The organism is Sorangium sp. So ce362, assembly GCF_051519845.1.
GTDB lineage: Bacteria > Myxococcota_A > Polyangia > Polyangiales > Polyangiaceae > Sorangium.
The window spans coordinates 8,338,172-8,357,517 of sequence record NZ_CP150332.1 but is presented as its reverse complement, the minus strand read 5'-3'; the positions used below and the strand labels follow the sequence as shown (position 1 = coordinate 8,357,517).

Sequence of the window (19,346 nt, the reverse complement as noted above, 5' to 3'; positions counted from 1 at the left end):
GGAGCGCGCTCTCATGGGATGGCGAGATGGCGGCGGCGCCCCTCTCTCGGCCCGACAAGCCCGCTCGCCGCCGGAGAGCGCCACACCGCCGCGACCGATCAGGGTCTGATAGCCGAGAGGGATCCGCTCGATGAGCTCATCCGCGCGGGCGGCTCTCGTCCGGATACGGCCGATGCGGCAAGCGCGGCGTCGGGCTCGTCCTCTGCGCCGCGCCGGCGCGGAACGCCGGTTGCTCTCCGCAGGTCCACCATGAAGAGCGCATCCCGAAGAGCCACCCTGATCGCGGCTGCCCTCGGTCTGTCCGGCTGCGTGACCCGCGCTGAGGCCCTGGAGACCAGCGCCAGCGCGCCCCAGCCAGGAGCGAGCCTCCTCCGTTCGCCGGGCTGGGTCGCGGCGCACCTGGATGATCCGAGCGTCGTCGTGATCCACGCCGACCGCGATCGCCGCACGTACGACCGGCAGCACATCCCCGGCGCGCGCTTCCTGTCGGCCGACGCCCTGGCGGTCGATCGGGACGTCCCCAACGAGCTGCCTCCGCTCGCGGACGTGAATGCCGCCTTCGAGCGCGCCGGGGTCGTCGATGGCTCCCAGGTGGTGCTCTACGGCGGGATGGACGGCCTCGCGCCCGCGCGCGCGTTCTTCGCGCTCGATGTCATCGGGCATGGCCATCGGGCCGCCCTGCTCGACGGGAGTCTCGGTGCCTGGCGGGCCGAGGGTCATCCCATCTCGTCGGAGGCCGCGGAGCCTCGGCCGGGCACGCTGACGAGCAAGCCGGAGCCCGAGCGCGTCGTGGACGCGGACTGGGTGGCTGCCCACCTCGACGATCCCGGCGTGGTGCTCGTGGACGCGCGCCCGCCAGACGAGTCTGGAGCCGACGCGAGCACCTGCCCGTCGAGCGCGGGCCGGCGCGGCGGGCGCGGGACACCTGAGGCGACGGCGGAGGGGCGCAGCTCCTCTCGCCTCATGGAGCGCCCGCTCAACCGGGCGGTGCTCCTCGCCAGCGGCGTGCCTGCGCGCGACCGCGCCGACGTCGAGCAGCAGGTGCTCATCGGCGCCTGGGACTCGGTGAGGTGCGGCCTCTACAGCCCGGACCCGCGGGAGGACCCGAGCGGTGCGCTTAAGCTCGGACCCGGCATCCGCCCTGCCGGCCTGGTGCCCGCCGTGGAACTCCGACTCTGCGAGGACGTCTCCGTATCCAGCTAGCTCGGTCGATCCGGTGGCACTGGAAGATCGGCGAACCGGGCCATCTCGGCGCCGTAGGCGATGCAGGCGAGCACGTCGGTCTCCTCGATCCCGTACTCGTCCATCACCTCCTTGACGGACAGGCCGCAGGCGAGGAAGTCGAGCACGAGCGACACCCAGATCCGGTGCTCGCGGATGCAGGCCCGGCCGAAGCAGACGTTGGGGTCGATGGAGATCCGGTCCAGCAGCTCGTCGCGGTTCATCGCGGTACCACGGGGATCGGTCAGCTGGCGGAAGGCATGCGGGCGGCGCTCGCCGCGGGCGACGTCGAGGCGGCGCGCATCGCCCACGAGACGATCGGGCGGCTGCTCGGTGCGCCCTCGAGCGCATCTCGGTGCACGTGCACGCGCTCCGACGTCACGCTCCCTGACCGAGGACCCTCGTTCAGCGGAAGGCGAAGCGGTCGACCGTGATCTTGTAGCTGAGCTGTTCGCCGCGCTCGATGCGGCCACCGAGCGACATGTTGTGCTCCTCGCCGCTCGTCGCCACGTACTTCGCGTCGGCCGCCACGAACGTGCACGCACCCTCGACCGGCTGCGGGCGCTCGAAGAGGCAGCCGTAGCCGTCCTCGGCGACGGGGCGACAGATGCGGGTGTCGATCTTCAGCGCCTCGACCTCCTCGCGCGAAAACAGGCGCTCTTCGTGGGTGATCTTCATGGGCTTCTCGCAGCGAACGTAGATGGGCAGGTACTGGTGCTGCGCGTCCCGGTACACGACGCCGTCTTTGATCTCCTCGCGCGTGCCCGCGGCCACGTCCAGATAGCCCTTCAGGCGGACCGGCGCCTCGACCGCGGCGGGGAGCCCCTCGGCGGGCATCGCCTCGGCGTGCGGGTGATCGCCGGCGTAGACGAGGACGTTGAGGAAGCGTTGCCGCGCGCCGTCCCCGGCGGGGTCGAAGATCTCGCCGACCGCGTCGCATCGTGCGGCCTGCTCGGCGGAGCGGCTCTCCATGTTGTCCCCGCTCGACTCGAACCCGAGCTCGTAGACGCCCACGCTCGCTCCCCAGCCATTGTCGTTCTTGGACGCGGCCAGGCCGGCGGCGTCGTTGTTTGGGGCGATCCAGAGGTTGTTGGTGGTGAGCGCGGGGACGTGCGTCAGCGAGCGAACGAGGTAGCCGTTGTCACCGCAGCCGCGCCCGATCTGTTCATAGGTGGTGTCTACCTCCGCCGGAGTCGACGGGGTTGCCGGCGCCGCGGTGGGCTCGGCGATCGTGTCGCCGTCCGATCCGCCGCAGCCCGCGACGAAGATGAAAGGAGCCCCCACGAGAACCAGCGAACGAAAGTAGTTACTCATGACGGCGGTGGGAGCAAAGCTCGTACCTCCCCGATCCATGCGGACTTTCCGCCCAAATCGCGGCGCGAGACGCGACGCGTGAACGGGGCGCCACACCTCGGCCGCTTGCGACGCGGCCGGCGTCATCGACCTCGCCGCCGAGCGCACCCGGCGCGGCGGGTAGCCCCGGCTGGGCCCGCGCTCGCGGCGGACGACGTGGAGGCGGCGCGCATCGCCCACGAGACCATCGGGCGCTTGCTCGGCGCGGCAGGGGCGGACGCGGGCGGGGTGATCGAGCTCGCGGCGGAGCGTAGCCGGCGCGGCGGGTAGCCCCGGCTGAGGCGGCGCTCGCGGCGAGCGACGTGGAGGCGGCGCGCATCGCCTACGAGACCATCGGGCGGCTGCTGCAGCAGAGACAAGGAGGTCGAGCACTCCGGCGCGTAAGCGGTCTAACGCCCTGCTGGTCTGCCGCCGCGCGAAGCGCGGCCGGCAGCATCCGCTTGTTAGCCGACCCCGCCAGAAAGGGGAAGCGGAGTTGCCTCCGTGGATGGATCTACCGCCTGATACTCGAACCAGCCCTGCTCAGCCGCGCGCCGTAGCGCCGGAACTGAGAGCCCCAGGCGCTGCCGGAGGAACTCGCACGGCAGCTGGTCAATACGCTCCGCAAGCCAAGCGCGCTTTGGGTTTGGATTGGGAAGTCGTGGCGGCCCCTCCTCAATGATGTGGAGGAGCAGCTCGATGGTGTGCTCGCGGTCGTGCACGCGGGTGATGCGCAGCGCGACGAACTCGGGCGAGAACCCGTGCTCATGTGCCCAAAAGCAGTCCTCTAGTGACAAGGCGGATCCAAGGACGTGGAGACGACCATCCGCCTTGTCGACGATGACGCCCTGCGACCCAATATGTCCAACAGCAAAGAACCAATATGTGGCTCCGTCAATGACGGAATTGTTGAACCAGACCGCTTTCCTCTGCTCGGCATACCGCTGCGCGACGTCCTGAGCTTCGTGAAGGGTGATCACGGTTGCTCTCAAGACATGGCCTCGTCGTCATTCCTCTGGGGACCAGTGGCCGGTGCGCCTAAAATCGTCCGCTCGTCGGCGCCATCGCTTGTACTCGTCACTGCCGAAGTCGACCTGTCCATCACGGCCACAAGGTGGGGGCGGTTCGTTGCCTGCGAGGAACCCCGACATCCATGCTCTAGCCGCGCTCGCTGCTTCGTCGACATCGCTCAGAGAAAAGAAAAAGCTCTTCTGCTTCGCTGGGCACCACGCCATCATCCGGCCCGGAAATGTGTGCGGGTTTCCCAGCACGTAGTGCCTTCCTGGGCAGTGCGTGCCCATTGTGAACCAGAGAGCGTCGTTGAAGAGAGGCTCGGACATATTTGTCTCGGATGTGCGTCCGTCGGCTAACGTCGCAATCAGTTGCGTCGCAGGGCCTAGCGGCGAGTTGTAGCATGAAGGCGCCGAGGCGCCGCGGCCAATCTCCGTATTCCTGCGAATAGGTCGCGACGCTCCGCGGCATACCTGCGTATTCCCGTGAATAGGCAGCGACTTCCGCGACCTATCTGCGCATCTCCGAAGATAGGCCGCCGCAGGAGACCCGGCGAGGGCGGGGCATCGGCAACCCCGCGGATCCTGCTACCTGGGCGAGGGCGGCGTCGTAGATCCTTGTCATCGTGTTGGCCGCGAGCCGGAGTTCTGAAATTGTTGCCTTTGCTTCTCTTGTTACCTCTTCTGCCTGGCGAAGCTTCAGCTCAACACCAGCGCCCTTGATCTCCTGGAACAGGTCGATTCGTGCAAACGCCATGGCGAGTAGCAGCGTTGGCGCAGCGATGGCTACGACAGCGGCTCTGTCGCTGAGGACGAATCCAGCAAACGAGCTCGATAGCGGCGCTATTCCAAATACGATGCATGTCAGGGGCGCCAAGCGCGATGGTTTCCCGTTGGAGCGTTCTGTGGAGGGTACGGGCGGCGTCGTCATGCTTGGAGTCCAGAGCGTTCGCGAAGATTGACAACGAGACGACCGTCTCGTTGTCAGAAACCCGGACGGTGCGATTCGGTCGTCGCCGAGCATGAGTGTCGATTGACATTCTAGTGTTGACCACCTAAGCTTGCCGGACAAGCAAAGTACCGCCCGCGGGTGCTGGTAACACCCCGGACGGCGTGGCCGAGCCCCGATAGCGCGAGGTCCGACATGTCCGTTTGTATACTTACGCCCCTCCGGCGGGCCAAAGAACCGATCCGCCCTCAGGACGGGCACCTCGCCCGTCCGCTGGCCGTCCCGCAGACCGGCCCACGGGCCTGCGGTTCCCCACAGGGATCACAGGAGGCGCGGGTGATGCGCCCGCGGAAGGGGGCTCGCCGCCCGCCTCCCGCGCACTATCCCAAGAAGCGCCCTCCGGTGCAGGCGATCTTCGTGGAGCGCCCGCTCATCCGGGCGGTGCTCCTCGCCAGCGGCGTGCCTGCGCGCGAACGCGCCGACGTCGAGCAGCAGGTGCTCATCGGCGCCTGGGATTCGGTGAGGTGCAGCCTCTACCGCCCGGACCCGCGGGAGGACCCGCGCGGGGCGCTTCGAGGGGGGATCCACGGGGTGACAGCCCCTGCTCCGGCACGGTAGCGACGTCGTGTCCAGCTTCCCGGAGCAGGTCGGCCGCTCGTCTGCCGAGGTTCTCGTCCAGCTTGAACTTCATGCGTCCTGCGACACCGCGACGTCGGCGAACCGGGCCATCTCGGCGCCGTAGGCGATGCAGGCGAGGACGTCGGCCTCCTCGATCCCGTACTCGTCCATCACCTCCTTGACGGACAGGCCGCTGGCGAGGAAGTCGAGCACGAGCGACACCCAGATCCGGTGCCCGCGGATGCAAGCTCGGCCGAAGCAGACGTTGGGGTCGATGGAGATCCGGTCCAGCAGCTCGTCGCGGTTCATCGCGGCACCAGGGGGAAGGATGCCGCAAAATTTGTCAGGTCACACGCAGGGCACACAAAAGAAAAAAGACACGGTTTTCACCGTGTCTTTTTGGTGGAGGCGCCGGGAATCGAACCCGGGTCCGCAAGGCATCCAGTCTACCTTCGTTCACGTGCGTAGTCGCCTTACGCTGACGACGGCGTTCGTAGATTCGGCTACGACCTATCCCTCACTGAATCTCGGTCGCGTTATCGAGGGCATCCTCACGCGGCCCAGCCCTGTGGTTGACACCCTTGGAGTACTAGGACGACCTTCTCTTCGGATGGCTTAGCGGTTCTTAGGCCGCAACAGCGTATGCGTTGTCGTTCGCAATTGTACGTCCCGCTTGATAGGCGGAGCAGGAGCCGCCAGCACGCAGACAGACCTTCAGTCCCCACGTCGAAGCCGATCGCCCCCTCGTGGTTCGTTCAGACGGACCAAACATTGCTAGAAACTGCGCTGCCGTCAACCCCTCCGCGCCCCTCGGCGTCAGATCGCCCTGCCGCTGAGCGCGCCTCCCGTCCGCCGTCCGCCATCCGCCGTCCACCGTCGATCCGCGGTTCTCCGGTTCTGCCGGCTCGGTCCGGGCGCGTCCAGCCGGCACGGCTCGTTCTGGCCTGCGTTTTTGCCTGCGTCCCGGCTCCACCGTGCTCCCCGTCCGCTCCCCGGCGAGCTGCTCGCGCGTGCCTCCGGTTGCACCCGCCGCTCCCCGACTCCGGTCGCTCCCCCCACGCCGGTCGCACCCGCCGCTCCCCGACCCCGGTCCGCTTCCCCCACGCCGGTCGCACCCGCCGCTCCCTCCCACGCCGGCCGCCCCCCGCTTTTTCCTGCCGACGTCGCCTGCCTGCCTGCTGCTCTCGACGGCTCCCCCTGGCTCGGCTAAGAACCCCGCGAAAAGGAAAAGGAGACGGGCAACTTATGGCGAGGATGGTCCACTGCGTGAAGCTCGGCCGTGAGGCGGAGGGGCTGGAGAAGCCGCCGCTCAAGGGCGAGGTGGGCAAGCGGATTTTCGACAACGTCTCCAAGGAGGCGTGGCGGATGTGGCTGGAGCACTCGAAGATGCTGATCAACGAGTACCGCCTCGATCTCATCTCCGAGGCCGGCCAGCGGCTCTGGATGACCGAGCTCGACAAGTACTTCTTCAGCGGCGGCAACGACGCCCCGCAGCTCCCGCCCGACTACGTGGCGCCCAAGGACAAGCAGGAGTAGCCGCTCCCCGTCGGCCCTGTCGCCGGCGGCGCTCCCGTCCACCTGCCGGCTGCGGTCCTGCGTTCCGGTGACCTGCCGGCTGCGGTCCTGCGTTCCCGTCACCTGCCGGCCGCGGTCCTGCGCCCCGGCCCCCCTCATTCGCACCGCTAGCTCACCCCCCCCCCGGCCCCCCGCTCACCGGCCTCCCCGGCTCACCCCGCCCCCCCGCCCGCCCTCACGGCAGCGGCCCCGGTGCCGGCAGCGCTCCTCCGCCGCGCACGTACTCGATCAGCGCTGCGCCCATCTGCTTGTCGACCTTCTCGCACTTCGCGCTGACCGCCCCCATCGTCGCGCCCTTGCACTCCTTCCGCCGCTCGGTGACCACCTTGCCGACCTTCTCGTCGGCCTGGAACGCGTCGCGCGTCTTCTGATCGAGGCTCTTCCACGGGATCGGCGCGAACTTCGGCTTCGGCGGCACGTGCAGCCGGACCTCCTCCGTCATCAGCGACGCGCAGGTCCCGTCCCAGCGCAGGACGTCGTAGCCGCCCCCGGCGCCGCTCACGACCATGCCGCCCGTGTCGGGCACCCGCTGATAGAGGATCAGCACCTCCTCATCGAAGAGCAGCTTGTCGTTCGATGACGATCCGCCGGAGGCGTTCCACGCCTCGGTATCGCGGGTGAGGTACCCGCGCGTGAACGGCGTCCCCTTGGCGAACAGGTTGAGCGCCACGTCCGGATAGAACCCGCCGCAGAGCCGCTTCACGAACGCCGCCGGCGGCAAGCACATCTTTTCCCGCTGCTCGCACGTCGTCGGGACCTGCTTCGACGCATCCGCCGCCGCGTCCTCCTCCTTCTTCCCGTCCCCTTCCTCCGCCGCCTCGCCGCCCGACGTCGCTGCCGGCGTCGCCGCCGCCTCGGCGTCCGCCGGATCCGGCTCCGACGGAGGAGGCGTCGCGCCGCCGCAAGCGACCAGGGAACCCATCAGAACAAGCGTAAAAGAGCTCTGGACAGATCGCATGGCCCACGAACCTACCGGAGCCGGCACGCCCCTCCGCATGGAAAAATAACATCACCCCGCGACGCAATGCGCTAGCGCGGCCTCGAAACCCCATGGCGCAATGCAGGAAACCCGCGCCACCGTTTACGACGCAATGCGCCAGTCGTCTCGACGGCCTCCTCGACGCCCTCGACGTTCTCGACGTTCTCGTCAGTGTCGATCGTCGGTCTCGCCAGACGGTCTCGATCGTGGTCTCGCCAGGCGTCGCCAGGCGCTCTCGCCATACGGTCTCGCCAGACGCTCTCAAATGGTTCAGTTTTCCGACAGCACTTGACATCAGAGCCCCATCAGCAGAGTCTGAGCTGATTCCGGCAGGAGGTGGTCGTGCTGGATCTTTCTTCGTTCGCACTCTCATCATCGCGTATTGGCGGTTTGCGTAAGTGCAAGTCTCACACGGACGCTCGTCCAGGGGGACGACGGGTGTCCGCTGGTCTCCGGAGGTGTGCAACACTCGCATCCTGTGCGCTCCTCGCCGGCTGCGGCGCGGCCGAGGAGCAGTTCGATCCGTGGGACACCGGCGAGGTGCTCACGGGGGCGGGCGGCAGCTCCGCCTCGGGCGGCTGGGAGGGCGCCGCGGAGGGCTCGGGCGGCGGCGGGGGCGGCTGGCCGTCGTCAGGGAAGCTCGGGCCGCCTTATCCCATCGTCCTCGCCCACGGCTTCTTCGGATTCGAGGACTTCGCGGGCGCGGGATACGTCAGCTACTTCTACAACCTCAAGCACTCCCTCGGCGAGGGCGGCGAGGTGGTCTTCACGCCCTCGGTCGATCCGTTCAACAGCTCCACGTACCGCGGCGCCCAGCTGCTCGCGCGGATCGAGCACATCCTCGCCGAGACGGGCCACGAGAAGGTGAATCTCATCGCCCACTCGCAGGGAGGCCTCGACGCCCGCGTGGTCGCGCACGAGCGGCCCGATCTCGTCGCCTCCGTCGTGACCGTCGCCACGCCTCATCTCGGCTCGAAGATCGCCGACATCGCGCTCCAGCTCGTCGCCCACGAGCGGCTGCAGGACGTCCTCGACGATCTCCTCAATGCCATCGGGGCGCCGCTCTACGATCAGATAGGCAACGAGACGAGCGTCTTCACTTCGCTCGAGCAGTTCTCGACGCCCGGCATCGCGGAGTTCAACGCGAAGTACACAGACGCGCCCGGGGTGTTCTATGCCTCCTTCGGCGGCCGGACCGACCGCGCGCTCGGCGGCCGCGACTGCACGACGCTCGTCCCGGCGCCCTTCGTCGCGCAGTTCGACGACGGCCTCGATCCGGTGCACCCGCTGCTCTCGCTGACCGAGACGATCCTCGACGGCGGCTTCGGCGAGTCGATCCCGAACGACGGCCTTGTGCGCGCGCGGGACGCGCGATGGGGCCACTTCTGGGGCTGTCTCCCGGCCGACCATTTCGACGAGATCGGCCAGCTCTTCGGACAGAGCCCGGGCGACGGGAACCCCTGGCTCTATATCGACTTCTACCGCGCCGTGATCGAGCGGCTCCGGCAAGAAGGCTTCTGACGAGCGAAAGCCGCCCCGATCGGCGCCCCGTCCAGTACCCTTCCCGGTCGATGCTCAAGGCGCCGCTCACCTGCTCGCTCCCGCTGCTCGCCCTGCTCAGCGCGGCCTGCAGCGGCGACGTGCGCCGGTTTCCCCTGCGCGATCCGGTCTGGCGCGACGCCGACCTGAACCCCGTCCCGGTGCCCTGCAGCCCCGATCCCGAGGCGCCCAGGGACGATCCGCAGCACCGCCTCTGCACGCCTGAGCCGTACGAGTCGTCGTTCGCGTGGGACGCGGCCGACAACCTCGTCTTCCGGCCCGTGACGCGGTTCTTCGCGGTGGATCCGGGAGGGGAGGCGGTCAACGTCAACAGCCTCGACGAGGTGCCGGACTCGAGCTGGTTCACGAATCGGATCGGGAAGCGGCCGCTCTCCGCCGAGGAGCTCGTGCGCGGGCCGTGCGGCGACAGGACGCTGGACGACGAGGCGCCGGACGGGTCCTGGGTCATCGACATGGGCAAGCCGAACGGCGCGAACCCCGGCTTCCGGATCAAGGTCGAGGGGATCGGCAAGTTCATGCTCAAGGCCGACCCCTCGGACCAGCCCGAGCGGGCCACCGGCGCCACGGCGATCGCGGCGCGCCTCTACCACGCCGCCGGCTTCTGGGCGCCGTGCGACTCGGTGGTCTACCTGAAGCCGTCGGTCCTGAAGCTCTCGCCCGGGCTCACCGTGACCGACAACAGCGGGACCACGAGGCCCTTCGACCGGGCGGCGCTCGACGGCGTGCTCGCCAAGGCCTCGAAGCGAGGAGACCGGGTCCGCATGGTCGCCTCGCGCTGGCTGCCGGGCCGCGCCCTCGGGCCCTTCAAGTACGAGGGGACTCGGGAGGACGATCCGAACGACGTCATCCCGCACGAGGACCGGCGCGACCTGCGCGGGGGGCGCCTGCTCGCCGCGTGGCTCAACCACTTCGACTCGCGCGAGCAGAACTCGATGGATGTCTGGCTCGCCGAGGACGGGGAGGACAAGGACGCATCGCCGGGCCACGTGCGGCACTACGCCATCGATCTCGGCGACTGCTTCGGCAGCGAGTGGGAGTGGGAGGACATCTCGAAGCGCCTCGGCCACGCCTACTACTTCGACGCCGAGTACGCGCTCCTCGACTTCGCCACGCTCGGCATCCCCGAGCGGCCGTGGGACCGGGCGACCCGCGACCCGCAGGGCGACATCTTCGGCTTCTTCAGCGATCGCGACTTCCGGCCGGAGGGCTGGCGCGGCGGCTACCCCAACCCGGCCTTCGCGCGCATGACCGAGCTCGACGGCGCCTGGGCCGCCCGGACGCTCGCGCGCTTCACGCCGGAGCTCATCGAGGCGGCGGTGCGGATCGGCGATTTCACCGCCCCGCGGCACACAGCGTTCCTGATCGACAAGCTCATCCAGCGAAAGCGCGCGATCATGGCGCGTTACCTCACGCGCCTGTCGCCGATCGCCGACGTCGCCCTGGCCTCGCCGGCGGAGCTGTGCGGCGTCGACCTCGCGCGGCGCACCGGCGTCGCGCGCGCGCAAGACCTCCGCTACGAGGCCGCGATGTACGCCGGCGAGGCGCTCTCCCCGCGCGCGCGGCCGGTCGTGCGCCCCTCGCCGGACGGCCGCGTGTGCCTCTCGCTCCCGCACATCGAAGCCGATGGCGGCGCGCCCGACGACGCGCCCTCGCGCTACGCCATCGTCGACCTCCTGAACGGACACGCGCCCGGCCCGCTGCGCGCCCACCTCTACGATCTCGGCCCGCGCCGCGGCTACAAGCTCGTCGGCATCGAGCGCCCCGACGAGGCCGATCCGCCCGACTGAGCTCCCCCCCCGCCGTTCAGAATCCGCGGCTGGCGCCGATCATGAGGCGCAGCTCCTGCAGACTGGCTCCCTGCTCGAACGTCTCGGTCGCCGAGCCGATCAGGAAGTCGAAGGAGTGGTCGCGCGAACCGCTCGTGCGCAGGCCGAGCACGAACGACATGCGCAGGAGGTCGAGATCGAAGTCGCGGAGGTGCTCGCTGAACACGTTGCCCGCGGCGACCTGCACCGTGCCGTCGACGAACGCCCAGACCGGGTAACGGTACTCGAGCGTCGCCGCGGCGGCGCTCCGCCCGCGGAGGCGGCCTTCGCGGAGCCCATGCATCGGCGCGCCGCCGCCGAGCTCGACGAGCTCGGCGAAGGGGACCTCGGCGGGGCCGAGCGGGTCCGCGAAGGCCGCCGAGAGGGCGAGGCTCACGATGCGCTCGTGCCCGGTGAGATCGACGAAGCCGCCCAGCGTGCCGCCGTAGCGGAGCCATCGGCTCTGCAACGGTCGCTCCAGGTCGGCGGCGTGCTCCCCGGAGAGCTCCAGCCGGACGCCGTGGCCCCGCTCGGGGCGCGGCCGCCGCGAGTCGAGGGCGGCCCGGGCGCCGATCCGGTAGGCCGTGTACCCCGCGTCGAACGAGGGGGGCAGCGGATAGCGGCCGTTCGCGACCCGCCAGCCGACCGTCGGCTCGCAGCAGATGTCGTCGAAATCGACGGTCTTCGCGCCGGTGTACGCCTCGACGAAGCTGAACGCGTCGAAACCGACGTGGACCGTCGCGCTCCCCTCGACGCTGCGGGCGCTGTAGCGGGCCCAGTCGCGCCCCAGGGACCTCGGGCCGATCCCCGAGAACAGCCAGTCAGGCCGGGCGTCCGCCTCGCCGCGGAGCTTCACGTACGCGCGCTCGTCGAGCGGGATGCGGTCGGCGATCGTGAGCCTCAGCCAGTCGATCCCGCCGGTCGCCGCGTGCACGCGGAGCTCGTTGCCGGGGAAGAACAGGTCGTCATAGAAGATGTAAACACCGACGCTCGCGCGAAACCCGAAGTCGAGGAGCGCCGTCGGGACGATGCCAATGGTGTCGTTGGGCCCGAAGGTGAAGATGTCCTTGAGCTCCTCGATCCACTTGCCCTGCTCCGCCGCGACCGTGAGATAGCCCAGCGGCCGCCGGACCAGGTACTCGCTGACGAGGTAGGCGGGGAAGAGCGCGACGCGCGGCACCCAGAGCAGCGCGTCGCCGACGCTCGCCCCCTCGTCCGGACGACCATCGTAGTCCGGCAGAGGACGCTTCGCGCTGGGCGCCTGCGGCGCCGCGGCGGGAGATCGCCCCGGCGGGGCCGGCTCAGCCTCCCTCGCCTCCGGCGCGGCCAGCGCCTCGGCGCACAGCGACAGCACGGCGCAGCTCGCGAGCGCGGCCGTGCGCCGCCGCCAACCCGGGCCGAGCGCGCGCGTCCATCCCTTCTCGTTCGTGCCCAATCCGCCTCGTCTCTCGCACGTCGCCACGCGGGAGCCTAGCGGAGTTCCCGGCCCGAGAGACTTTTGTCCGCGCCACGCGCCCCTGTCGAACCCCCTGTGCGGCGCTTCACACGGACGGCGCCGAGAGGGATGTTGCCGGCCGGGACAAGGCTCGATAGCCTCCCGCGTTCGGGCATCGGTCCTGTTCCGGTGCCGCCTGAACGGCGGTCTTCCCGGGATGGAGCGGCGCGTGGCGAGCACAGGCGAGAACGAGGCACGATCCCGAGGGGGGCTCCACAGGCTCCTCTCCATCTTCGCCGAGGTGAAGCCGCGCGAGGTCTTCAGCGTCCTCGTCCTGACGCTGAACGTCTTCCTCCTGCTCACGGGCTATTACCTCCTCAAGGTGGTCCGCGAGCCGCTGATCCTCGCGGGCGGCGGGCTCGAGATCGGAGGACAGCAGCTCGACCTCGACGGTCCAGAGGTGAAGGCCTACGCGGCGGCGGGCCAGGCGCTGCTCCTCGTGGGCGTGGTCCGCGCCTACGGCGCCATGGCCAGGCGCTTCGGACGCATGCAGCTCACCACCGCGCTGACGCTCTTCTTCGCCGGCAACCTCGTCCTCTTCTTCCTCCTCGCGCGCCTCGGCGTCCCCCTCGGGGTGCCGTTCTATCTGTGGGTGGGCTGCTTCAACCTCACCGTGATCGCGCAGTTCTGGTCGTTCGCCAACGATGTCTACACCCCCGAGCAGGGCAAACGGCTCTTCGCGATCGTCGGTATCGGGAGCTCGCTCGGCGCCATGCTCGGCGCGCAGATCGCGAAGCGCGTCTACGTGCCAATCGGCCCCTACAACATGATGCTCCTCGCGGCGGGCGTGCTGCTCGCCTGCCTGTGGCTCACGTACATCGTCCACCGCGACGACCTCGCGCGCCTCGGCGGCGAGAAGGCCAGGGCCGACGCGCCGCCCGGCGGCGCGGCCGGCGGATTCAAGATCATCGCGGGGGACCGCTATCTTCTCCTGATCGCCGGCCTGACGCTCGTCCTCAACTGGGTGAACTCGACAGGCGAGTACATCCTCGATCGCACCCTGATCGAGTCCGCCACGAGCGCGCTCAGCCCGGAGAGCGCGCCGCGCGACGCAGGCGAAAGGGAGCCGGCCGCCGCCGGGGCCGAGGGCGCAGACCCGGGCGCGCCCCTCGCGGCGGGCGCCCCGGTCTACCTCGTCGATCCGGCGGCGTCGCGCCTGCTGGAGGGGAAGATCGCCGCCGTCAAGGGCGGGGCGTTCGACGTCGAGGCCGGCGGCGAGGTCGTCGAGGGCGCCGAGAAGGGGCTCGTCCACCCGCGCACCGAGAAGGGGAAAGCGGCGGCGCTCGGCGCGATCATCGGCACCTTCAAGGGCGATTTCTTCTACTGGGTGAACACCTTCGGCGTCATCTTGCAGCTCTTCCTTGTCTCGCGCATCTTCAAGTACCTCGGCGTGCGGTTCGCCCTGTTCCTCCTCCCGACCATCGCCGTCCTCGGCTACGCGTCCCTCGCCGTCCTGCCCGCGCTCGCCGTCGTGCGCGTCGCGAAGATCGCCGAGAACAGCACCGATTACTCGGTCCAGAACACGGCGCGGCAGGCGCTCTTCCTGCCGGTCGGCCGCGACGCGAAGTACAGCGCCAAGGCCGCCATCGACACCTTCGTCGTCCGCGCGGGCGACGTGCTCGCCGCCGTCGGGGTGATCGTCGGCCAGGTGCTCGCGCTCTCCATCCGCCACTTCGCGATGATCAACATCGCGCTCGCGCTCGTGTGGCTCGGCGTCGTGATCGGCATCGCCCGGGAGCACAAGCGGCGCGCCGCGGACGAGCCGGACGCCGAGGGCCTGAAGGCCGCGTAGCTCCCCTGGCGGGATTCCTGGCGGGACTGTTCTGCGGCGCCGAACCGTCGCGATCCGTCGCTTCCACGACGAAGCGGGTGCCGTCGATGACCTCGAGAAGGTCGGGCTGAAGCGGAGCTACGCGGCCTTCGCCGGACTCGGGTTCAGCTGGAGGAAGCGGCGCTGGTAGGCGTACGAGCGAAAGCGGATCTGCAGCGGCGGCTCGTTGCCGCTCTTGATCTCGAGCTTCGCGCCGTCGTCGTGCTCGGCGCAGTGCGGGATGCGCAGCGTGTAGCTCGTGCCGCCGCCGGTGCGCACCGCGATGCTCCCGAGCGCGAGCCCGGCCGCGGCGACGGCCACGTTGGTCCCGGTCTGGCCGTCGTCCGCCTTCGCCTCGATGCCGCGAGTCGCCGGCTTCGCGCACACGCAGCAGCCTTCCGGCCAGCTGATCGTCTCGCTCGTCACCGGCACCGGAAAGCCCGGCTGCGGGTGGACGTAGTCGCCGGCGAGCACGGTGAGGACGCGCTTGTCGACGAGGTACGCGGCCTGGCACTTGTCGCAGAACGCCGGGTCGTCGGTGTGGTTGAGCTCGATCTCCGCGAGCGTCGCCTGGCAGCGCGGGCACGTCGCGGTGCCGGCCAGGTCCCTGGCGACAAGGAGCGACCCGAACGCGAACACCGCGAACCCGATGCCGCCGACCAGACAGAGCAGCCACAGCGGACCGGAGCGGCCGATCATCGCGCGGAAACAGAGGAACGAGAGGCCGGCGAGCACCGCCGTGATGACGGCGTACTTGATGGTGGAGCCGGTGTTGCGGGTCACGGTGGACGTCATGAGCGCAACCTTAGCGCCGGTCGATCCTCGAGCGCGCGCCGAACGCTGTCGCGGAAAGAGGGTAGAGGGTAGAGGGTGGGATGGTAGCGCTTCCAGACGCCTTCCGGCGGTCCAGTGCCATCCTGCCCCACATGCCCGTTGACGTGATGCCCGGAGCGCGACGCCGTCTCGATGCGCCGGAAACATGCACGAATTCGGTAAGTTGGCGGGTCCGATGGGGCCAAGAGGGCGTCGGAGTACGGGTCGCACGCGCGAAGAGAGCGCTTGTAGGACTTCTCTTGAAGTCCGCTAACATTGAATGGCTGGGAAGACTCGTGTGGTGTTTTCGCGGGCGCGGTATTGGAGATAAATGGCAATGAAACGAGCGTTGTGACGAGCGTGTGCGTCTTCAAGGCCACCTCCATGGTCAGTCTGGATGAAAATGCATGCCATGTCGATTCTGGCTCAGCGTGGCTCGTCTCATGCGTGGCGCTCGAGCCCGCCCTCCGGTCCCACGGTCCATATTATCGATCACAGCCCGCTCGGCGTCATTGGCCATCTCGACCGCTGACCCCCCTGAATGACGCGCTTGGATATCCTTTCCACCCCCGCATGTCCTTCCCCGGTCTATGGTGGGTAGGTAGCGTGGCCGACGATTAAGAGCGCCGAACAAAACCGGACCGAGCCAGGCAGCCGAGGGTGGGTGCAGCGCTAGGCGCGACGAGGAGCCCTACTGAAGCAGGGCGACGCTACGTCGACCTGCTCTTCGAGGTCGCTCGTCGACCGGCTCGTGCACCGCGCCGAGGTGATCGAGATCGAGGCCGAGAGCTACCGGCTGAAGGAAGTCGAGGAGCTGAGCGCCACCCGCAGCAAGCAGCGCCGCACAAATGAAGCGCTGAGCGGCCTCTTCACCCAGCTCGTTTCTGGCGGGATCTCCGACGCACCGAACCCGCGTCAGGGCCGGCCCGCGGCCGCGCTCGCCTTCCAGGCCTCGTAGGCCTCCATCAAGGCCAGGTACAGCCAGCGGCCGATGACCTCGGCCCCCGCGCCCGACGGGTGCGCGAGATCGGCGCCGCCGAGCCCCCGCTGGACCCAGACCCCCATCGACCCGGAGCCTCCCATCGCGCCGAACGTGTCGAAGTAGCCGCAGCCGACCTGCGCGGCCACCCGGCGCTGGATCGCCGCGAGCTTCGGGATCACCGGGCGGCTCCTGTAGACCTCGCCCTTCTTGTCGGCGCGGTCCATCGGGCCCACGAGCATGCACGACGACTCGGGCAGCGCCGCCGTCACCTGCTCGAGCACCGCCTTCATCGTCGACTCGACCTGATCGAGCGGGAACAGCTCGCCGTCCTCGCTCTCGTTCATGCCGTAGTGGAACACCGTCAAGGACGGGCTCCGCGCGCGCAGCTGCTCGGCGAAGTGCGCGTCATCGCTCTTGTCGAGGAAGCGGATGCGGCAGCCCTGGATGCCGATCGCGTCGAGCACCACCCCCGGCTCGTCCCGCTCCATCCAGACGCCGAACGCGCGCACCCCCGGGCCGTGCGCGCGCACCTCGATCCCGTGCGGCCCGTCGGGCACCTCGTAGGTCGCGATCGCCGAGCCGGCCTCCGCGGCCCGGGTGTCGATCATCTCCCGGCTCTCGCCGTCGATCTTGATCTCCATCCGCCCACCCTCGGGGTGCTTCAGGTAATCGACGGCGAACCGCGAGACCGCGCGCCCGTAGGTCCCGGTCTCCGCGGTGGCGAAGCGCGAGAACACCCCCGCGCCCTGCGAGCGGAACGACACGCCCCCGAGCCCGTAGAGCCCGTCCTTGGCGAACGGGCCCACGACGCGGCTCACCTGCCAGCCGCGGCTGGCGAAGCGGACAACGTCGTTGTGGAAATATCCAGGCCAGGCGTTGGCCATCAGCATGAACCCGTGGCCCGCGTCGCCGAACCGCTTCTGCAGCTTGCGCCGCAGCGTCGACGTCACGAAGTCGCTCGCCACGATGGAGTCGCCGAAGTAGGTGATGCGCGCGATCGAGCCCGGCGCCTTGCGCTCCACGGCGGCGAGCGCGCGGAAGAACGGCGTCATCGCCTTGCCGCTCGGGTCCTCGATCGGGCGCGGCGGCTTCCCCTCGGAGGCGACCGCGGCCGGCAAGAGCTCTGCGGCCGCGGCCGGCAGCGCGACCTCCTCGGGCTGGCGCAGCTCGGCCTGCTCGGTGGTCTCCGTGACGAGCGTCGTCTCGCCGATCGATGCCACGGGCGCCGGCGCCGGGACCACGACGAGCCCCTCGCCCTCGGGCAGCGGCGTGAGCAGCCGCAGCCGCGACAGGCTCGGGTGCGCGTAGGGCAACAGCACGAGCAGCGCGAGCGTCGCCAGCGCCCCGGCAGCCGACGAGACGAGCCCATTCCGCGGCGAGCCCACCGGCGCGCCGCCCGCTGGAGGAGCGTCGCGTCCGCCGGGCGGAGGCACGTCGTGGACGGCCGGCTCGTGGACGGCCGGCTCGTGGACGGCCGGCTCGTGGGCGCTTGTGCTGCTCGTGGAGGTCATCGACGCGCGCGGACGGGAGAGGGAGGCGCTCTGCGGCGACACGCCCCGCTCAGGGGGACGCATCCCGATCGGGCGGAGGCGTGCGCTTCTCCAGCTTGTCCAGGGCCGCGGTCGCCCTGTCGCGGCAGCTCATGTCGCCCTGGTGGATGCAGATCGCGCGCAGCAGCTTGATCTCGCTGGCCGACGCGCGCCCGCCCCAGACCCTCGGCTCGAGCGTCTTTCGTTGCGCCGGGTACGCGCTCGAGTCGAGCGGAGAGCTCGCCTGCGGGGTGCCCGCGTCGGCGACCTTGGGCGTCGAGGCCGACGGCGTGGGCGCGGGCGCCGGCGAGGGCGTGTGCTGCGGGGACCAGGACGTCTGCGGGCTGCTCTGCTGCGGCGCGGGCTCCGGCTCGGGCTCGGGCGGCGCTTCGGGGTCGACCTGCCGCCGCATCTCGGCCACCCGCGCGCGGAGCGCCGTCGGGACGCTCGTCGTCTTCGCGATCTCGTTGAGCAGCGCGAGCTTCTCTTCCTTCGTCCCGGCCCGCTCGACCTGCTGGAACATCGCCTCCGCCCAGCGCTCCTCGATCTCCCGGAAGCGCTGCGTCTCCCGGACCGGCGCCGTCTCGGCGATCTCCTGCAGCTTCCGGTGCGCGACGTCGATGTTCCCCGCGCGGAAGTGCTCCTCCGCCGCGTCGAGGAGCTGCGCGTCGTTCCCCCCGAGCTCCGGCGCCGGGGGCCGCGGGTCCGGCTCGGGCGCCTCCGGCCCCTGCGAGCGGGCGCGGGTGACCGCGACCACGGCGATGATGAGGATCACGACGACCGCAAGGAGGAGCCCCATCGCCTTGCTCGTCCCGCCGAGCGAACGGGACGACGGCACCGACGGGGCCACGCTCCCGTACGATCCCGGCGCGGCCGCCGAGCCGGAAGCGCCGTCCGGCCCGGCGCGAAAGATCTTGCCGGCGGCGACGAAGCGGAGCCGCACGTCGCCGAGCTCGAGCGCGTCGCCCGCCTCGAGCAGGCCTCGCTTCAGCTCGACGCCGTTGATGCGCACGCCGTTCGCGCTCTGCTTGTCGACGACCTCGTAGCGGCCGTTGCCCAGGCTGATGAGCTCGGCGTGCAGGCGGCTCACCGAGCTGTGGTTGATCGAGATCGTCGCGTCCTCGGAGCGCCCGATCGTGAACCGCTCGCCGTCGAGCGGGAACTCGGCGCCGGGGGTCGGGCCGACGACCATGACGAGCCGGTTGGGGCGGGTGTGGAGCGGCAGGTGCGCCGTGCTGCGGCTGCCGGGCGGCGGCGTCGGGCTCGTCACCGCGGACGACAGCGCCTCATCGACGATCTCGATGCGGTAGTCGCCGAGCTGCACGAGGTCGCCGTGGCGCAGGTGCTGCTCGCCGGTGACCCGTCCGCCGTTGACGTACGTGCCGTTGTAGCTGTCGAGATCGCGGATGACCCAACCCTGGCCGTTCTTCGCCAGCGTCGCGTGCTGCCGCGAGACGTTGCGGTCGGTCAGCCGGATCGAGTTCGACTCTCCGCGCCCGAGCGCATATTCCTCATGGGCGAGGGGGAGCCCCGTCTGTTTCCCCTCGTCATCCTCGATCGTCAGCTTCCACATAGCGGGTTCGGGGCATTCAGGCGAAGCCAGGCACGCTCCGCGAGCGCCTGTAGATCCGTGGCATCCACCGCTCGCCGTACGAGCCTCCTCAGCGA

General features: G+C 69.8%; 17 protein-coding genes, 1 other RNA gene and 1 pseudogene. 7 read left to right on the top strand and 12 right to left on the bottom strand.

Features of this window, described 5'->3' with window-relative positions; translation table 11 throughout:
* The first annotated feature begins 309 nt into the window (after positions 1–309).
* Positions 310–1,203 (top strand): sulfurtransferase, encoded by an 894-nt coding sequence (locus WMF17_RS32100; protein ID WP_437644792.1) that lies wholly within the window; start codon positions 310–312, stop codon positions 1,201–1,203.
* On the opposite strand, the gene WMF17_RS32095 is transcribed toward WMF17_RS32100, so the two are convergent.
* The 4 genes from WMF17_RS32095 to WMF17_RS32080 form a co-directional block, all read right to left on the bottom strand.
* Complete coding sequence (locus WMF17_RS32095; RefSeq protein ID WP_437644790.1) at positions 1,200–1,445, bottom strand: DUF433 domain-containing protein; 246 nt, start codon at positions 1,443–1,445, stop codon at positions 1,200–1,202. The genes WMF17_RS32100 and WMF17_RS32095 overlap by 4 nt on opposite strands.
* Positions 1,446–1,626: 181 nt before the next feature.
* The gene (locus WMF17_RS32090; RefSeq protein ID WP_437644788.1) at positions 1,627–2,535 is read right to left on the bottom strand and encodes a hypothetical protein; all 909 of its coding nucleotides are present in this window, start codon (positions 2,533–2,535) and stop codon (positions 1,627–1,629) included.
* A gap of 482 nt (positions 2,536–3,017) precedes the next feature.
* Positions 3,018–3,533, bottom strand: coding sequence for a hypothetical protein (locus WMF17_RS32085; protein WP_437644786.1), 516 nt, complete (start codon positions 3,531–3,533; stop codon positions 3,018–3,020).
* 541 nt (positions 3,534–4,074) lie between these two features.
* Positions 4,075–4,494: a hypothetical protein gene (locus WMF17_RS32080; RefSeq protein WP_437644784.1), complete on the bottom strand. Its 420-nt coding sequence runs from the start codon at positions 4,492–4,494 to the stop codon at positions 4,075–4,077.
* Between the two features lie 357 nt (positions 4,495–4,851).
* Here WMF17_RS32080 and WMF17_RS32075 point away from each other — a divergent pair, with 357 nt between their 5' ends.
* A complete protein-coding gene (locus WMF17_RS32075; protein ID WP_437651487.1) occupies positions 4,852–5,130 on the top strand; it encodes a hypothetical protein in 279 nt (92 codons plus the stop codon).
* Here WMF17_RS32075 and WMF17_RS32070 read toward each other — a convergent pair.
* The 3 genes and pseudogenes from WMF17_RS32070 to ssrA form a co-directional block, all read right to left on the bottom strand.
* Positions 5,105–5,203, bottom strand: a pseudogene (locus tag WMF17_RS32070) (DUF5615 family PIN-like protein); the annotation flags it as partial. The gene WMF17_RS32075 and the pseudogene WMF17_RS32070 overlap by 26 nt on opposite strands.
* Positions 5,200–5,439 carry a DUF433 domain-containing protein gene (locus WMF17_RS32065; protein WP_437644782.1) on the bottom strand — a complete coding sequence of 80 codons (240 nt, stop codon included), beginning with the start codon at positions 5,437–5,439 and terminating at the stop codon, positions 5,200–5,202. The pseudogene WMF17_RS32070 and the gene WMF17_RS32065, both read right to left, overlap by 4 nt.
* Before the next feature lie 91 nt (positions 5,440–5,530).
* Positions 5,531–5,874: a transfer-messenger RNA gene (gene ssrA, locus WMF17_RS32060) on the bottom strand.
* Positions 5,875–6,375: 501 nt separating this feature from the next.
* Between ssrA and WMF17_RS32055 the strand changes: the two genes are divergently transcribed.
* On the top strand, positions 6,376–6,666 hold the full coding sequence (locus tag WMF17_RS32055) for an oxidative damage protection protein (RefSeq protein WP_437597026.1): 291 nt from the start codon (positions 6,376–6,378) through the stop codon (positions 6,664–6,666).
* A 214-nt stretch (positions 6,667–6,880) separates the two neighbouring features.
* Here WMF17_RS32055 and WMF17_RS32050 read toward each other — a convergent pair whose 3' ends face one another.
* Positions 6,881–7,627: a hypothetical protein gene (locus WMF17_RS32050; protein ID WP_437644780.1), complete on the bottom strand. Its 747-nt coding sequence runs from the start codon at positions 7,625–7,627 to the stop codon at positions 6,881–6,883.
* Between the two features lie 495 nt (positions 7,628–8,122).
* Between WMF17_RS32050 and WMF17_RS32045 the strand changes: the two genes are divergently transcribed.
* Together WMF17_RS32045 and WMF17_RS32040 are read left to right on the top strand one after the other, a co-directional pair.
* Positions 8,123–9,205, top strand: coding sequence for an esterase/lipase family protein (locus WMF17_RS32045; protein WP_437644778.1), 1,083 nt, complete (start codon positions 8,123–8,125; stop codon positions 9,203–9,205).
* A 50-nt stretch (positions 9,206–9,255) separates the two neighbouring features.
* Entirely contained in the window at positions 9,256–11,031 is a 1,776-nt protein-coding gene (locus tag WMF17_RS32040) for a hypothetical protein (protein WP_437644777.1), read from the top strand.
* Between the two features lie 16 nt (positions 11,032–11,047).
* Here WMF17_RS32040 and WMF17_RS32035 read toward each other — a convergent pair whose 3' ends face one another.
* Complete coding sequence (locus WMF17_RS32035) at positions 11,048–12,484, bottom strand: hypothetical protein (protein ID WP_437644775.1); 1,437 nt, start codon at positions 12,482–12,484, stop codon at positions 11,048–11,050.
* Positions 12,485–12,713: 229 nt separating this feature from the next.
* Between WMF17_RS32035 and WMF17_RS32030 the strand changes: the two genes are divergently transcribed.
* Positions 12,714–14,336 (top strand): NTP/NDP exchange transporter, encoded by a 1,623-nt coding sequence (locus WMF17_RS32030; protein ID WP_437644773.1) that lies wholly within the window; start codon positions 12,714–12,716, stop codon positions 14,334–14,336.
* A gap of 117 nt (positions 14,337–14,453) precedes the next feature.
* On the opposite strand, the gene WMF17_RS32025 is transcribed toward WMF17_RS32030, so the two are convergent.
* Complete coding sequence (locus WMF17_RS32025; protein ID WP_437644771.1) at positions 14,454–15,149, bottom strand: hypothetical protein; 696 nt, start codon at positions 15,147–15,149, stop codon at positions 14,454–14,456.
* Between the two features lie 769 nt (positions 15,150–15,918).
* On the opposite strand from WMF17_RS32025, the gene WMF17_RS32020 reads away from it, so the two are divergent.
* Complete coding sequence (locus WMF17_RS32020) at positions 15,919–16,125, top strand: hypothetical protein (RefSeq protein WP_437597016.1); 207 nt, start codon at positions 15,919–15,921, stop codon at positions 16,123–16,125.
* On the opposite strand, the gene WMF17_RS32015 is transcribed toward WMF17_RS32020, so the two are convergent.
* Positions 16,083–17,660 (bottom strand): GDSL-type esterase/lipase family protein, encoded by a 1,578-nt coding sequence (locus tag WMF17_RS32015; protein ID WP_437644769.1) that lies wholly within the window; start codon positions 17,658–17,660, stop codon positions 16,083–16,085. The two genes, WMF17_RS32020 and WMF17_RS32015, sit on opposite strands and share 43 nt — an antisense overlap.
* 49 nt (positions 17,661–17,709) lie before the next feature.
* On the bottom strand, positions 17,710–19,251 hold the full coding sequence (locus WMF17_RS32010) for an FHA domain-containing protein (RefSeq protein WP_437644767.1): 1,542 nt from the start codon (positions 19,249–19,251) through the stop codon (positions 17,710–17,712).
* Positions 19,252–19,346: the final 95 nt, after the last annotated feature.